The organism is Actinokineospora inagensis DSM 44258 (assembly GCF_000482865.1).
Taxonomy (GTDB): Bacteria; Actinomycetota; Actinomycetes; order Mycobacteriales; family Pseudonocardiaceae; genus Actinokineospora; species Actinokineospora inagensis.
This window is the reverse complement of sequence record NZ_AXWW01000064.1, coordinates 25,324-40,322: the sequence shown is the minus strand read 5'-3', so window position 1 is coordinate 40,322 and position 14,999 is coordinate 25,324. Positions and strand designations below refer to the sequence as shown.

13 protein-coding genes are annotated in these 14,999 nt (G+C 70.2%); 5 read left to right on the top strand and 8 right to left on the bottom strand.

The annotated features are described in order from the left end of the window. Positions 1 to 182 (top strand): hypothetical protein (locus H504_RS42640; protein WP_211239383.1); only part of this gene is annotated, 182 nt, incomplete at its 5' end. 226 nt (positions 183 to 408) lie between these two features. On the opposite strand, the gene H504_RS0122465 is transcribed toward H504_RS42640, so the two are convergent. Beyond that, positions 409 to 1,584 carry a globin domain-containing protein gene (locus H504_RS0122465; RefSeq protein ID WP_026424612.1) on the bottom strand — a complete coding sequence of 392 codons (1,176 nt, stop codon included), beginning with the start codon at positions 1,582 to 1,584 and terminating at the stop codon, positions 409 to 411. Between the two features lie 217 nt (positions 1,585 to 1,801). Here H504_RS0122465 and H504_RS36425 point away from each other — a divergent pair, with 217 nt between their 5' ends. The 3 genes from H504_RS36425 to H504_RS36420 all read left to right on the top strand — a co-directional run bounded on the left by H504_RS36425 (position 1,802) and on the right by H504_RS36420 (position 5,491). Next, a complete protein-coding gene (locus tag H504_RS36425; protein ID WP_051386137.1) occupies positions 1,802 to 2,245 on the top strand; it encodes a pyridoxamine 5'-phosphate oxidase family protein in 444 nt (147 codons plus the stop codon). 59 nt (positions 2,246 to 2,304) lie between these two features. Then, positions 2,305 to 2,754, top strand: coding sequence for a MarR family winged helix-turn-helix transcriptional regulator (locus H504_RS0122455; RefSeq protein ID WP_157440571.1), 450 nt, complete (start codon positions 2,305 to 2,307; stop codon positions 2,752 to 2,754). A 361-nt stretch (positions 2,755 to 3,115) separates the two neighbouring features. After that, entirely contained in the window at positions 3,116 to 5,491 is a 2,376-nt protein-coding gene (locus H504_RS36420; RefSeq protein ID WP_245614405.1) for an ATP-dependent Clp protease ATP-binding subunit, read from the top strand. Between the two features lie 381 nt (positions 5,492 to 5,872). On the opposite strand, the gene H504_RS0122440 is transcribed toward H504_RS36420, so the two are convergent. The 7 genes from H504_RS0122440 to H504_RS0122410 form a co-directional block, all read right to left on the bottom strand. Further along, positions 5,873 to 6,298, bottom strand: coding sequence for a heat shock protein transcriptional repressor HspR (locus H504_RS0122440; RefSeq protein ID WP_026424610.1), 426 nt, complete (start codon positions 6,296 to 6,298; stop codon positions 5,873 to 5,875). Further along, positions 6,295 to 7,482, bottom strand: coding sequence for a molecular chaperone DnaJ (gene dnaJ / locus H504_RS0122435; RefSeq protein ID WP_026424609.1), 1,188 nt, complete (start codon positions 7,480 to 7,482; stop codon positions 6,295 to 6,297). Before dnaJ ends, H504_RS0122440 begins: the two co-directional genes overlap by 4 nt. A gap of 19 nt (positions 7,483 to 7,501) precedes the next feature. After that, a complete protein-coding gene (gene grpE / locus H504_RS36415; protein WP_035305394.1) occupies positions 7,502 to 8,134 on the bottom strand; it encodes a nucleotide exchange factor GrpE in 633 nt (210 codons plus the stop codon). A 31-nt stretch (positions 8,135 to 8,165) separates the two neighbouring features. Next, positions 8,166 to 10,028, bottom strand: a complete 1,863-nt coding sequence (gene dnaK, locus H504_RS0122425; RefSeq protein ID WP_026424608.1) for a molecular chaperone DnaK — start codon at positions 10,026 to 10,028, stop codon at positions 8,166 to 8,168. Between the two features lie 67 nt (positions 10,029 to 10,095). Further along, positions 10,096 to 10,914: a TetR/AcrR family transcriptional regulator gene (locus H504_RS36410; protein WP_157440570.1), complete on the bottom strand. Its 819-nt coding sequence runs from the start codon at positions 10,912 to 10,914 to the stop codon at positions 10,096 to 10,098. A gap of 3 nt (positions 10,915 to 10,917) precedes the next feature. After that, entirely contained in the window at positions 10,918 to 11,742 is an 825-nt protein-coding gene (locus tag H504_RS36405; protein ID WP_084468023.1) for a DUF4097 family beta strand repeat-containing protein, read from the bottom strand. A gap of 284 nt (positions 11,743 to 12,026) precedes the next feature. Then, positions 12,027 to 12,596 (bottom strand): TetR/AcrR family transcriptional regulator, encoded by a 570-nt coding sequence (locus tag H504_RS0122410; protein WP_026424607.1) that lies wholly within the window; start codon positions 12,594 to 12,596, stop codon positions 12,027 to 12,029. Positions 12,597 to 12,785: 189 nt separating this feature from the next. Between H504_RS0122410 and H504_RS36400 the strand changes: the two genes are divergently transcribed. Next, a complete protein-coding gene (locus H504_RS36400; protein WP_035305391.1) occupies positions 12,786 to 14,990 on the top strand; it encodes a (Fe-S)-binding protein in 2,205 nt (734 codons plus the stop codon). Positions 14,991 to 14,999 lie beyond the last annotated feature (9 nt).

The following is a 14,999-nucleotide window of genomic DNA, read 5'->3' as shown; positions in this document are numbered from 1 at the left end:
GGGCCTCGCTGCGCTCGGGTTTCGGCCTGGTCGCCTTCGGCGACGCCGGCCTCGGGCGCCAGATAAAAGCGGTGGTGCCCGTTGTGGTGAAGTTGTTTTGTTTGGGGCCCCTAGCGGCAGCCTGGGTAAGGCAAAAAGGCGGGGCCACTGGAAAGCGTGGCCTTACCCGCCAGCCGGCTTAGGCCACCGCTCCCCCCAAACAAAACAACTCCACCACAACGGGCAGTTGGTATCGGCGGGTCCCGAGGCGCGCGGTGCAGGTTGGTGGACTTCGTCGATATGGGGTGGGGTTTTTGGGTGTGCGGTGTTGGGTGTGGCGCTTCGTTGATGCAGGGCGTTGGCTTTGAGTCGTGCGGTGCCGGTGTGGGAGTGTTGTGGTGCTTTCTCGTACGCTTGTTCTTGGCCCTCTTAGTCGAGGGTGAAGGGGTCGTAGGTGATGTGGTCTAGGGGGGTTCCGGCGACCAGCATGCGGGAGACTGTGGAGCGGATCATGCTGGGGGAACCGGCGACGAGGACTTCGTGGTCTTGCCAGGCGCCGTAGCGGGTGATGATGTCGGCGAGGGTGCCTTGTTCGGTGCCGGGGGGTTGCTCGGTTTCCAGGACTGGGGTGATGGTGAGCCAGGGGTTCGAGGCGGCGATGTTCTGCAGGTGCGGGAGGTCGTACAGGTCGGCGGGGACGCGGCCGCCGTTGAAGAGGTGGATGCGGGGGTTTTCGCCCCATTGGGCGAGGTCTTCGATGATGGCGCGCATGGGGGCGATGCCGGTGCCGCCTGCGATCATCAGGATGTTTCGGTCTTTGGTGCGGTCGACCTGGATGCGGCCCATGGGGGGGCCGATGCGCCATGTGTCGCCGATTTTGGCGTGGGCGACGATGGAGCGGCTGACCCAGCCGTTTTCGACGCCTCTGATGTGGAACTCGATGACGCCGTCGGCGCGGGGGGCGTTGGCGGGGGTGAAGTAGCGCCACAGGCGGGGGCGTTGGGGGACTTCGACGCTCACGTACTGGCCCGCCTGGTACGGCACGGCGTAGTCCGGTTGGACGCGGACCACGGCGAGGTCCCAGCCGAGGCGTTCGTGGTCGATGACGCGGGCGGGCCAGGAGGCTGGGCCGTCGTCGGCGTCGGCGGCGTCGAGCATGGCGCGGGCCATGATGGTGTAGGCCTCGGCCCAGGCGCGTTCGACCTCGTCGGTCCAGTGGTCGCCCGCGTGGCGTTTGACGGCGGCGATCAGGGCGGTGCCGACGGCCTCGTAGTGGCTGCTGACGACACCGAATTTGCGGTGGTCGCGGCCGAGTTGGCGCAGGAACGGGGCGAGGTCGTCCGGGCGGTCCACCATCTGCACGATGTGCACGAGTGCGCGCAGCAGCCGCGACCGCTGGACCTGCATGTTCGCCGGGAACATCTCCCGTGCGGAGGGGGCGATGCTGAACAGCATGCCGTAGAAGAACTGGGCCACCTGGTCGTGTTGCGGTTCCACCACGGCGAAGCTCTGCCGCACCAACCGCACCATGGTGCTGACGGCGGTGGGGGACTCGGTGCGGTGCCGCAAGGCCGGGATGGGGCTCACCACTGCGTTGGCTGTCATGATCGGGGTGTCGACTCCACCTCTCGGGCTTTGACCACGGTTCTCGCGCATCCATCCCCCGACGGTGTCGACAGTAGACCCGATTTGGCCGGTTGACCGTCGGGATCACACGTTCGTGTCATTCTTGCTGACGGCCTGTATCGGGCCCTCCTTCCAATGGGGTACATCGTCCGCGTGGGCTTCGCAACGCGGCGTCGACGTGCCACCGTTGTCCCCCGTGTCGATCGACCCGCCGCTCACGCGCGAACTCCGGCCCGCGCCCGCCCGTCCGCCGGTGCTGGACCGGTTGACGCCGGAGATGGTCGCCTTGGTCCACCGGATGGACCGGGCGTTCCTGGCGACCGCCGACGCCGACGGCGAGTGCGACTTCACGCTGTGCGCGGGTCCACGCGGGTTCGTGCAGGTCCTCGACGACCGGCGGCTCGCCTGCCCGGAGTTGGAGCCGCTGCCCGGCCTGGCGAACCTGGCGGTGAACCCCCGGTTGAGCCTGCTGCTGGTCGACGGCGACCAGGGCCTGCACGTCAACGGGCACGCCTGCGTGGTGGACGACGCGTGGTTGCGGGTGGCGCACCCGGGCCTGCCGACCGCGTTCGCCGGGGCAAGGTGGGCGGTGCTGGTCGTCGATGAGGCGTACCTGCACTCCCGCTCGACTGCCGGGTGAGACCCTTGACGGTGACGGCCCCGGGCGTGGGGGCGTCGGGCGAAGGGACGCTGGTGGCGGTGGGACCGACGGGCTCCGACGCGCGGGAGATCGCGGCGCAGGACCTGGAGCGGGAGCTGGCCAAGCTGTTCGGCCGGGCGCGCAGCCTGTCGCTGACCATCGCCGCCCGGGTGCACCCCGGTCTGGACAGCGCCGCGTACGCGCTGCTGGTGCACCTGAGCGGGATCACGCCGGTGCGGGCCGCCGATGTGGTCGGGTTGACCGGGTTGGACAAGTCGACGGTGAGCAGGCAGTTGGCCCGGCTGGCCGAGCTGGGGTTGGTGGAGCGGGTGGCCGACCCGTCGGACGGGCGGGCCCGGCTGGTGCAGCTCACCGAGACCGGCACCGCGCGGCTGGCCGAGGTCCGGGCCGACCGGCGGGCGCAGTTGCGGGCGACCCTGGGCGGGTGGTCGACCGGGGACATCGAGGCGTTCTCCCGGCTGCTCGGCAAGCTCAACGGCGACCTGTGACCGACGTCTCGTTTGCCGCCTGTTAACCGGCGGCCGGGCGCGCGCCGTGATCGGATCACCGCTGGTCACCACCAGTGCGGCCGTTCCCCCGGTCGGGTGGGCCGGGTTGTGGACCGTTCTGCGCACCGCCTGTGGATAACCACCTGGGGATTGTGGATAAGTGCATTACCGGTGTGGATAGCCGGACTGCGACATGTGGGTGATCTCCCAGTGGTGGGGTCCGTACCCCGGTCGGGTGGTCGTACGCCTGGCGTTCACCTGGGCCGCCCGGTCCGGGTGAAGATGTAGTTGAGCGGAACTGACTCAACTTTGCTGACGTTGAACCCGGTGACAGCACCGCGTGGCGAGACCGAGGTGGGAGATGGACGCGTTCAACCCGACGACCAAGACACAGCAGGCGATCTCGACGGCGGCCCAGGGGGCGTCCGCGGCGGGCAACCCCGACATCCAGCCGGTGCACCTGCTCACCGCGCTGCTCGACCAGACCGACGGCCTGACCGCGCCGCTGCTCACCGCCGTCGGGCTGGACCCCGCCGTCGTGCGCAAGGAGCTCGAGCCGATCGCCCGCGCGTTGCCGTCGGCCACCGGCGCGACCGTGTCCTCCCCGGCGCTGTCCCAGCAGGCGCTGCGCGCGATCACGCACGCGCAGAAGCTGGCCACCGAGATGGGCGACGAGTACGTCTCCACCGAGCACCTGCTGGTCGGCCTGGCCGCCGAGGGCGGTGAGGTGGGCAGGCTGCTCAGCAGGCACGGCGCCACCCCGGACGCGCTGCGCGAGGCGTTCACCAAGGTGCGCGGCTCGGCGCGGGTGTCCAGCCCCGACCCGGAGGGCACCTACCAGGCGCTGGAGAAGTACGGGGTCGACCTGACCGACCGCGCCCGCAAGGGCGAGCTGGACCCGGTGATCGGCCGCGACGCCGAGATCCGCCGGGTGGTGCAGGTGCTGTCCCGGCGCACCAAGAACAACCCGGTGCTCATCGGCGAGCCCGGTGTCGGCAAGACCGCGATCGTGGAGGGCCTTGCCCAGCGCGTGGTCGCGGGCGACGTGCCGGAGTCGTTGCGCGGCAAGCGGGTGGTGTCGCTGGACCTCGGTTCGATGGTGGCGGGCGCCAAGTTCCGCGGCGAGTTCGAGGAGCGGCTCAAGGCGGTGCTCAAGGAGATCACCGACTCGGCGGGCCAGGTGATCACCTTCATCGACGAGCTGCACACCATCGTCGGCGCGGGTGCCACCGGCGAGGGTGCGATGGACGCGGGCAACATGATCAAGCCGATGCTGGCCCGCGGCGAACTGCGGATGGTCGGCGCGACCACACTGGACGAGTACCGCCAGCACATCGAGAAGGACGCGGCGCTGGAGCGGCGGTTCCAGCAGGTGCTGGTCGGCGAGCCGTCGGTCGAGGACACCATCGGCATCCTGCGCGGCCTCAAGGAGCGCTACGAGGTGCACCACGGCGTGCGGATCACCGACACGGCCCTGGTCGCCGCCGCCACCCTGTCCGACCGCTACATCACCGCCCGGTTCCTGCCGGACAAGGCCATCGACCTGGTCGACGAGGCGGCGTCCCGGCTGCGGATGGAGATCGACTCGCGGCCGGTGGAGATCGACGGGGTCGAGCGCGCCGTGCGCCGCCTGGAGATCGAGGAAATGGCACTGTCCAAAGAGGACGACCTGGCGTCCAAGGAGCGGCTCTCCGCGCTGCGCGCGGAACTGGCCGAGAAGCGCGAGGTGCTCTCCGCGCTGACCGCGCGGTGGCAGAACGAACGCAGCTCGATCGACAAGGTCCGCGAGCTCAAGGAACAACTGGAGTCGCTGCGCGGCGAGTCGGAGCGCGCCGAACGCGACGGCGACCTCGGCCGGGCCGCGGAACTGCGCTACGGCCGGATCCCCGCCCTGGAGAAGGACCTCGACGCGGCCACCGCCGCCACCGCCCAAGCCGACCACGCGGTCATGCTGAAGGAGGAGGTCGGCCCGGACGACGTCGCCGAGGTCGTGTCCGCCTGGACCGGCATCCCCGCCGGGCGGCTGCTCGAAGGCGAGACGCAGAAGCTGCTCCGGATGGAGGACGAGCTCAGCGCCCGCGTCGTCGGCCAGGCCGAGGCCGTGCGCGCCGTGTCCGACGCGGTCCGCCGCGCCAGGGCAGGTGTGTCCGACCCGGACCGCCCGACCGGCTCGTTCCTGTTCCTCGGCCCCACCGGCGTCGGCAAGACCGAACTGGCGAAAGCGTTGGCGGAGTACCTGTTCGACGACGAACGCGCCATGGTCCGCGTCGACATGAGCGAGTACTCGGAGAAGCACTCGGTGGCCCGCCTGGTCGGCGCCCCACCCGGCTACGTCGGCTACGACCAGGGCGGCCAGCTCACCGAGTCGGTCCGCCGCCGCCCGTACACGGTCGTCCTGCTCGACGAGGTGGAGAAGGCGCACCCGGATGTGTTCGACGTGCTCCTGCAGGTCCTCGACGACGGCAGGCTCACCGACGGGCAGGGCCGCACGGTCGACTTCCGCAACACGATCCTGGTGCTGACCTCGAACCTCGGCTCCCAGTCCATCACCGACCCCACCCTGGACGACCGCGGCCGCCACGACGCCGTGATGGCCGTGGTGCAACGCCACTTCAAACCCGAGTTCCTCAACCGCCTCGACGACGTCGTCGTCTTCCACGCCCTGGCCACCGAGGAACTGACCGCCATCGTCGACATCCAGGTCGGCAAGCGTGGCCTTACCCGCCAGCCGGCTTAGGCCACCGCTCCCCCCAAACAAAACAACTTCACCACAACGGGCAGTTGGTATCGGCGGGTCCCGAGGCGCGCGGTGCAGGTTGGTGGACTTCGTCGATATGGGGTGGGGTTTTTGGGCGCGCGGTGTTGGGTGTGGCGCTTCGTCGATTTGCGTGGGGGTTTTTGGTGTGCGGTGTTGGGTGTGGCGCTTTCGTTGATGAGGGGCGTTGGCTTTGAGTCGTGCGGTGCCGGTGTGGGGTGGGGCGGGTTTCGGGCGTGTGGTGTGGGAATGTGGTTGGGCTTTCTTGTGCGTGGCTTTCCGATTTCGGGTTCGGGTGGTGAGGTAGGTGCACAAAGGCCGACTCCCGGGTGAGGGGAGTCGGCCTTTGGGGAGAGTGCGTTGTCAGCCGCGTTTTGGGGGGCGCCAGACTACGAGGGCGGTTTGCTGTCGTAGTGGGACGAGGTCGTGGCGGTAGGACTTGTGGATGGTGGCGGCGGCCTGTTCGGCTGCTGCATAGGCGGCGGCCAGTTGTTCGGTTAGGTGGGCCACTGTTTCGCGGAGGGCGTCGACTTCGTTTTCCAGGTCGATGATGCGTTTGATGCCTGCGAGGTTGACGCCTGCTTCTTGGGAGAGGCGTTGGACTTCGCGGAGGAGGGCGATGTCGCGCAGCGAGTAGCGGCGGCCGCCGCCGGGGGTGCGGCCGGGGGAGACGAGACCTTGGCGGTCGTAGCTGCGGAGGGTTTGGGCGTGCAGGCCGGAGAGTTGGGCGGCGACCGAGATGACGAAGACGGGGGTGTCTTCGTTGGCGCCCGGGGGGAGGGACGTCATGTCTGCCTCGCCTTCTGGACCAGCGCTGTCAGGTCGGGGCGCGGGTTGAAGTCGGCGGTGGCGGCCGCGTAGGTCTCCAGGGCGGCCTTGGCGGCGTCGGGGAGGTCGGTGGGGACGGCGACCTGGAGGGTGACCAGCAGGTGGCCGGTTTTGCCGTCACGGCGGACGACGCCCTTGTCGCGGACCCGGAGGACGCGGCCGGAGGTGGTGCCGGGGGGGACCTGGAGGGACACCACACCGTCCAGGGTGGGCACGGTGAGGGTGGTGCCGAGGGTCAGTTCGGGGAAGGTGACGGGGACCTTGAGGGTGAGGTCGTCGCCGCTCCGGCCGAAGAGGGGGTGTGGGGTGACGTGGACCCGCACGTACAGATCGCCCGCGGCGGCGCCGTTTCGGCCGGGTTCGCCTTGGCCCGCCAGGCGGATGCGTTGTTCGTCCTCGACCCCGGCGGGGATGCGGACGGTGAGGGTGCGGGTTTTCGTGTTGACGCCCTCGCCGCCGCAGTCGGGGCAGGGGTCGTCGACGATGCGGCCGGTGCCGCGGCAGTCGCGGCAGGGTTCGCTGAAGGCGAAAGCGCCCTGGCTGCGGCTGACCAGACCGACGCCGCCACAGGCGGGGCAGGTTTTGGGGCTGCTACCCGGGCGGGCGCCGGAACCGTGGCATGTGTCGCAAGTGGATGGGCTGGACAGTCGCAAAGGGACTGTCGCGCCGCGGACGGCCTCGACGAAGTCCAACCGGACATCGGTTTCCACGTCGGCGCCGCGGCGGGGGCGGGTGGCGGTTCCACCCGGGCCACCGCCGCCGCGGGCGCGGTTGAACAGGTTGCCGAACAGGTCGCCGAGACCACCGCCGCCCGCGCCCGCGCCACCCGCGAAGCCCTGCTGGTTGAACACGTCGCCGAAGTCGAAACCGGCGCCGCCGCCGCCGAAGCCGCCGCGCAGGCCGCCCGCGCCGAACATGGAGCGGGCCTCGTCGTACTGCTTGCGCTTCTCCGGGTCACCGACCACCCCGTACGCCTCGGACACCGCCTTGAACCGGGCCTCGGCGTCGGCGTTGCCGGGGTTGGCGTCGGGGTGCAGTTCCCGGGCGAGCTTGCGGTACGCCTTCTTGACCTCCGCGTCCGAGGCGTCGGAGGAGACGCCCAGCTCGCGATAGAAGTCCTTGTCGATCCAGTCCCTGGCACTCACGGACGTCCCCTCCTCTCGCTCAGCTCTCTTCGACCGGCGGCGCCGCCGGTGCCGACTCCGCGTCGGTGACCGCGACCAGCGCGGCCCGCACGACCCGGTCGCCGAACCGGTAGCCGCGGCGCAGCACGCCGGTCACGGTCGGACCGGTCACCTCGGGGGAGGTGTTGTGCTGCACGGCCTCGTGCACCGACGGGTCGAACGGTTCGCCCTCGTGGCCGAACGAGTCCAGGCCCGCCTTCTGCAGGGAACCCGCCAGCTTCTCCGCCACCGCCTTGAAGGCACCGGTCAGGTCGCCGTGCGCGTTGGCGCGCTCGACGTCGTCGAGCACCGACAGCAGGTCGGTGACCACGCTCGCCTTCGCGGACGCGATCACCGCCTCCCGGTCGCGCTCGACCCGCTTGCGGTAGTTGAGGTACTCCGCCTGCAGCCGCTGCAGGTCGGCGGTGCGCTCGTCCAACTGGGCCTTGAGCGCGGCCGCCGGGTCGAGGTCGGGGCCGTCGACCGGCTGGTCGACGACGACCTCGGCCTCGACCTCGGCCTCGAGGTCGCCGGTCTCGGCGCGGACCTGCCCGGTCTCCGGGTCGATCCGCCGCCGGTCCCGCACCACGACCTGGGGCTCCTCGGCGGGGTCGCCCGCGTGCTGGTCGCTCATCGGGTCACCTCACCCTTGCTGGAGGTCCAGGTCACTTCTTGCCCTCGTCCACGATCTCGGCGTCCACCACGTCCTCGCCACCGGCGGTGCCCTGCTGGCCCGCACCGGCACCCGCGCCCGCGCCATCGGCACCCTCGGCGCCCGGCTGCGCGCCGGTGTTGGCGTAGAGCGCGGAACCCATGGTCTGCGACTCGGTGGCCAGCTTCTCCATCGCCGACTTGATGGTCGGGATGTCGGTGCCCTTGAGCGCCTCGTTGGCCTCGGCGATCGCGGCGTTGACCTTGTCCTTGGTCTCGGTCGGGATCTTCTCGTCGTTGTCCCGGACGAACTTCTCCGTCTGGTACACCAGGGACTCGGCCTGGTTGCGGACCTCGGCCTCGTCGCGGCGCTTCTTGTCCTCGTCGGCGTGCGCCTCGGCGTCGCGGACCATCCGGTCGATGTCGTCCTTCGGCAGCGCGGAGCCGCCGGTGATGGTCATCGACTGTTCCTTGCCGGTGCCCAGGTCCTTCGCGTTGACGTGCACGATGCCGTTCGCGTCGATGTCGAAGGTGACCTCGACCTGCGGGACGCCGCGCGGGGCGGGCGGCAGGCCGGTCAGGTCGAAGGTGCCCAGCTTCTTGTTGTCCGCGGCGAAGTCGCGCTCGCCCTGGAACACCTGGATGCCGACGGTGGTCTGGTTGTCGTCCGCGGTGGAGAAGATCTCCGAGCGCTTGGTCGGGATCGTGGTGTTGCGCTCGATGAGCTTGGTGAACACCCCGCCCTTGGTCTCGATGCCCAGCGACAGCGGGGTCACGTCGAGCAGCAGGACGTCCTTGACCTCGCCCTTGAGCACACCGGCCTGCAGGGCCGCGCCGACCGCGACGACCTCGTCCGGGTTCACGCCCTTGTTCGGCTCGCGGCCACCGGTCAGCTCCTTGACCAACTCGGCGACCGCGGGCATCCGGGTGGAGCCGCCGACGAGCACCACGTGGTCGATCTCGCCGACCGAGACACCGGCGTCCTTGACCACGTTGTTGAACGGGGTGCGGGTGCGGTCGAGCAGGTCGGCGGTGATCCGCTGGAACTCGGCGCGGGTGAGCGTCTCGTCCAGGAACAGCGGGTTCTTGTCCGCGTCCACGGTGATGTACGGCAGGTTGATGTTGGCGCTGTTCGAGCTGGACAGCTCGATCTTCGCCTTCTCCGCGGCCTCGCGGATGCGCTGCAGCGCCATCTTGTCCTTGGTGAGGTCGATCCCGCTGGACCCCTTGAACTTCTCCACCAGCCAGTTCACGATCCGCTGGTCCCAGTCGTCACCACCGAGGTGGTTGTCGCCGGAGGTCGCCCGCACCTCGACCACGCCGTCGCCGATCTCCAGCAGCGACACGTCGAAGGTGCCGCCGCCGAGGTCGAAGACCAGGATGGTCTGCTCCTTGGCGCCCTTGTCCAGCCCGTAGGCCAGCGCGGCCGCGGTCGGCTCGTTCACGATCCGCAGCACGTTCAGGCCGGCGATCTGCCCGGCCTCCTTGGTGGCCTGGCGCTGCGCGTCCTCGAAGTAGGCCGGGACGGTGATCACCGCGTCGGTGATGGTCTCGCCGAGGTACGCCTCGGCGTCGCGCTTGAGCTTCATCAGCACCCGGGCGCTGATCTCCTGCGCGGTGTACGCCTTGCCGTCGATCTCGGTCTTCCAGTCGGTGCCGATGTGCCGCTTGACCGACCGGACCGTGCGGTCCACGTTGGTGACCGCCTGGTTCTTGGCGGGCTGGCCGACCAGCACCTCGCCGTTCTTGGCGAACGCCACGATGGACGGGGTCGTCCGCGAGCCCTCCGAGTTGGCGATAACCGTCGGTTCACCGCCCTCGAGGACGGCGACGACGGAGTTGGTCGTCCCCAGGTCGATGCCGACCGCTCGCGCCATGTCTTCCTCCTGATGTTGCCCTGGTGCCTGTGTGTCCGGCCCGCGAAGGGGCCTGCGAAAGTTGAGCCTACCCGACTGAGGTTGGTGAACTTGAGTCCGGCCCGCTCAACCTTCCTGCCCCCCACAACGAGGCACCCCGGTCGGTTGTTCCCGACGTGACCGTCACCACCGAACCGGGTGACACCTGCGGCCACGGTCGCGCGCTGACCTGCGGTTCCACCGCGACACCAGCCTGCGGCGGAACCCGCGGTCCGACCTGTGGATCAACCTGCGGACCACCCTGTGCGTCGACCTGTGCGTGCACCGCGGCGTCGACCACGTGCAGGACGGCGGTGCGCATCCCCGCGGCCGCGACCTCCCCGCGCACCGCGCGCTGCAGGTCCGCCGCCACCCCCGCCAGCAGCACGTGCGCCAGCGCCTCCTGGTCGCCCGCCACCCCCGCGTCGGTGAGCAGCCCGGCCACGTGCCCGTGCCACATCCGGTACGCCGCGATCCGGTACCGGGTGCCCGGCCGGGCCGTCTCCGCCAGGTGCACCAGGTCCAGGTGCTCGGCGAGGAACCCCAGGTAGGCGTCGAAGAACGCGCGCAGCCGCTCGGCCGCCCCGGCGCCAGGACCCAGCGGCGCCAGGCCGGTGACCACCTGCCGCCGCAGCTCGCGTTCCCCCTCGTCGAGGAGCGCGGCGGCCAGGCCCGACTTGTCGCCGAACCGGCGGAACAGCGTCCCCTTGCCGACCCCGGCCGCGGCGGCGATCTGGTCCATGGTGACCGAGTCCACCCCGCGTTGGGCGAACAGCCTGCGGGCGGCGATCAGGATCCGCCGCCGGTTGCGGGCCGCGTCGGCCCGCTCGTGGATCACGGTCTCGGTGAAGTCCGTCAGCTCGGTCATGGCTCAGCCGAACCTGACCGAGACGTCACCGCTGTCGGCCCGCAGGTCGAGCCGGGTGTCCGCGTCGTGGTCGTCGCCAATCGCGTTGTCCACGGTCCCGCTGCCCGCGTGAGCGTCGACCCGGTAGCGGCCCCTCGGCACCACCACGTCGACCGAGCCGTTGTCCGTGACCGCTGTGATCGCGGCGACCTTGGCCAGCCGTAACGTCACGTCCCCCGACTGGGCGTTCACGTCCACCGACCCGTTGACAGCGGCGTCCACCGAGCCGGACTCGGCGCGCAGCGTGGCGTCGCCGACGTTCTTGGCGGAGATGTCGCCCGAGCCCGCCTGGACCGCGACCCGCCCGCCGACGTCGACCAGGTCGACCCGCCCCGAGTCGGCGACGACGTTGACCGCCCCGGACGCCCGGTGCACCGCCACCTCGCCCGAGTCGGCCCGCACGTTCACCGTCGACGCCCCCTCGACGTCGACCGATCCCGAGTCGACCGCGCCCGACACGGTCACCCCCTCCGGCGCCACCACCTCGTAGTCCACCCAGCAGTTGCGCTGCGCACAGTCCTGCAGGACCAGCACGTCCCCCTCGACGTGGTGGGTGACGCCGGGTCGGCTGTCCAGGTACGAGACGGTGCGGCGCACGGTCGTGACCGCGCCCGCCCGCACCCGGACCGACCCGGCGCCGGTGGCGATCCGGATCGCCCGGACCGGACCGTCGACCTTGGCGTCGTCGACGTACTTCTGCGTCGTGACGACGCCGCACGCGCCCAGCAAAGACGCCAGGACCGCCACCCCCACGGCGCTCGCCCCCAATGTGACTCCGCGTTGTGCCATCACCACAACCCCTCTAAAACCTGGAAAAACCTGCTAACGGCGACGCTAGGACCGCAGCCCGCTTGCTGGAATCGGGGACGCCCCCTACCCGGCCCTGGGGTTGTCCCTACCCCCAGATGACTACCCTTCGTGTTTACGCAGGTCAGCGCGCCCCGATCGGCCCGGCAGCGGCAGCCGGGAACCGCGCCCGGACGGGCACGTCGCCGGTACCAACGGTAGGGACGTCCGGCCGGATCCACATCGGACTGCGGTCGCAGGTGATCTCCGACTTTGGTCCTAGGACCTCAGCGGAGCGGGGCCAGCAGGTGCTCGACGACCGGCAGCAACTCGGCGGCGGTCGGCGGTTCGTCGTCGATCAGGCCCTGGGTGAGCATGCCGTCGACGGCGGCCAGGAAGGCGCGGAAGCCGACCTCGTCCGGCTGGCGGCCGAGGCTGGTGAGGACGTCGATCCACAGCCGGGCGGCCGGGCGCAGGGCGGGGCGGCGAGCGGCGAGCAGGTACAGCTCGTACTGGGCGACGGTGCGACCGCGGTGCGGGCCGAGGGCGTCGGCGAGCAACTCGGCGACCGCGCCCGCGGGCCCGCTGCCCTTGATCCGGCTCGACTCGATCACGTCCCGGATGGACGCGGCGAGGTCTTCCGCCGACCAGACCAGGGCCGCCACCAGCAGGTCGTCCAGCGTGGCGAAGTGGTAGGTGACCGACGCGGGCGGCACGGCGGCCTCCCCCGCGACCGACCGGTGCGACACGCCTGCGACCCCGTCCCGCTCGACCACCCGCAGCGCGGCCTCGACGATCTCGCGCCTGCGCCGGTCGCCCCGAGTGCGGCGGCCGTCGACCTGGCGGTAGCCCTTCACCGGGTCGCCGGGCCGCTGGTGGTGATCGCGGGGAAGATGGGCGGGTGCACACGGAGGAAACTACCTGAACAAGTGTCCAGGTAGTTACCGAGGCGTGCGCCACACTTGGCCCGCCGAGACTTCTCGAACCTGGTTACCGGCCAGTAAGAAGGTCTTGCCACCCGAACCCGGACGGAAGGTCACCACCACATGGGCGCCGTGCAGCTTTCACTGGGGCTGATCGCCGTCGCGGTCAGCGTCGTGGCCTGGGGGATGTTCGTGCGGACCGTCGCGCGGATGGTCGCCGTCATCCGCCTCGGCCAGCCGGACCCGACCCGCGGCGGACCGTTCCTGCCCCGGCTGCGGACCATGGTCAAGGAGTTCGCCGCGCACACCAGGATGACCAAGTTCCGGCACGTCGGCCCGTGGCACTGGCTGGTGATGTGGGGCTTCCTGATCGGGTCGGCCGCGCTGTTCGAGGCGTACGGCGAGGTGTTCGTCCCGTCCTGGGGCTGGCCGGTCCTCGACGACTGGAACCTGTGGCACCTGCTGATGGAGCTGCTCGGCATCGGCACCATCGTCGGCGGGGTCGCGCTGGCCGTCATCCGGCAGCTCAACCACCCGCGCCGCGCCGACCGGCTGTCCCGGTTCCAGGGGTCGAACCTCTGGCAGGCGTACTTCGTCGAGGCCGTGGTGGTCCTGGAGGGCGTCGGCATCCTCGGCGTCCGCGCGGGCAAGGCGGCCCTGCACGGCGGCGCCGAGGTCCCCACCTGGGCCGCGTTCGTCACCAACCCGATCGGCGACCTGCTGCCCGCCAGCCCGAACCTGGTGTCCGTGCTGGCGTTCATCAAGCTGATGGGCGCCATGGTCTGGGTGTACGTGGTCGCCCGGTACATGACCATGGGCGTGGCGTGGCACCGGTTCAGCGCCTTCTTCAACATCTACTTCAAGCGCGAGGCCGACGGCGGCGTCGCGCTCGGCCCGCTGCGGCCGATGATGTCCGACGGCAAGCCGCTGGACTTCGAGGAGGCCGACCCGGAAAAGGACGTCTTCGGCGCGGGCAAGGTCGAGGACTTCAGTTGGAAGGGCTGGCTGGACTTCACCACCTGCACCGAGTGCGGCCGCTGCCAGTCCCAGTGCCCGGCGTGGAACACCGGCAAGCCGCTGTCGCCGAAGCTGGTGATCACGCAACTGCGCGACCACGCGTACGCCAAGGCCCCGTACCTGCTGGCGGGCGGCAAGCGGGACATGGCGGGCGACGAGGTCGGCCTCACCGGGGACAACCCGTACGCGGGCATCGACGTGCTGGCCATCGCCGAGTCCGAGCGCGCGCTGATCGGGGACGACGGGGGCGTGATCGACCCGGAGGTGCTGTGGTCGTGCACCACCTGCGGCGCCTGCGTCGAGCAGTGCCCAGTGGACATCGAGCACGTCGACCACATCGTCGACATGCGCCGCTACCAGGTGCTGATCGAGTCGAACTTCCCGAGCGAGCTGGGCGGGATGTTCAAGAACCTGGAGAACAAGGGCAACCCGTGGGGCCAGAACGCCAAGGACCGGCTGGCCTGGACCGAGGAGCTGAACTTCGAGGTGCCGGTGTTCGACGGGGAGCTGGCCACGGACACGGAGTACCTGTTCTGGGTCGGTTGCGCGGGTGCGTTCGAGGACCGCGCGAAGAAGACGACCCGCGCGGTCGCCGAGTTGCTGCACACGGCGGGCGTGAAGTACGTGGTGCTCGGTTCGGAAGAGACCTGCACGGGTGACCCGGCGCGACGCGCGGGCAACGAGTTCTTGTTCCAGATGCTGGCGCAGCAGAACGTCGAAGTCATCAACGCGGTGTTCGAGGACCGCGAGGCCGGTACGCGCAAGGTGGTTGTCACCTGTGCGCACTGCTTCAACACGATCTCCAACGAGTACCCGCAACTGGGCGGCAAGTACGAGGTCGTGCACCACACGCAACTGCTGAACAAGTTGGTGCGGGAGCGGCGGTTGATCCCGGTGGCACCGGTCACGGAGGACGTCACCTACCACGACCCGTGCTACCTGGGGCGGCACAACAAGGTCTATGAAGCGCCACGGGAGCTCGTTGGCGCTTCCGGCGCGCGGTTGCGCGAAATGCCGCGCCACGCCGACAGGTCTATGTGCTGCGGCGCGGGTGGAGCGCGCATGTGGATGGAGGAGCGCATCGGCAAGCGCATCAACATCGACCGCGTGGACGAGGCGCTGGGCACGGCTCCGTCGAAGATCGCGACCGGCTGCCCGTTCTGCCGCGTGATGCTGACCGACGGCGTGACCGCGCGGCAGGCCGACGGGGTGGCGGGGGAGCACGTCGAGGTCGTCGACGTGGCCCAACTGCTGCTCGCGTCGGTCCGACGGGGGCAGGAGACGGACGAGGTGTCCACCGAGGACCGGTAGCCGGTCCAC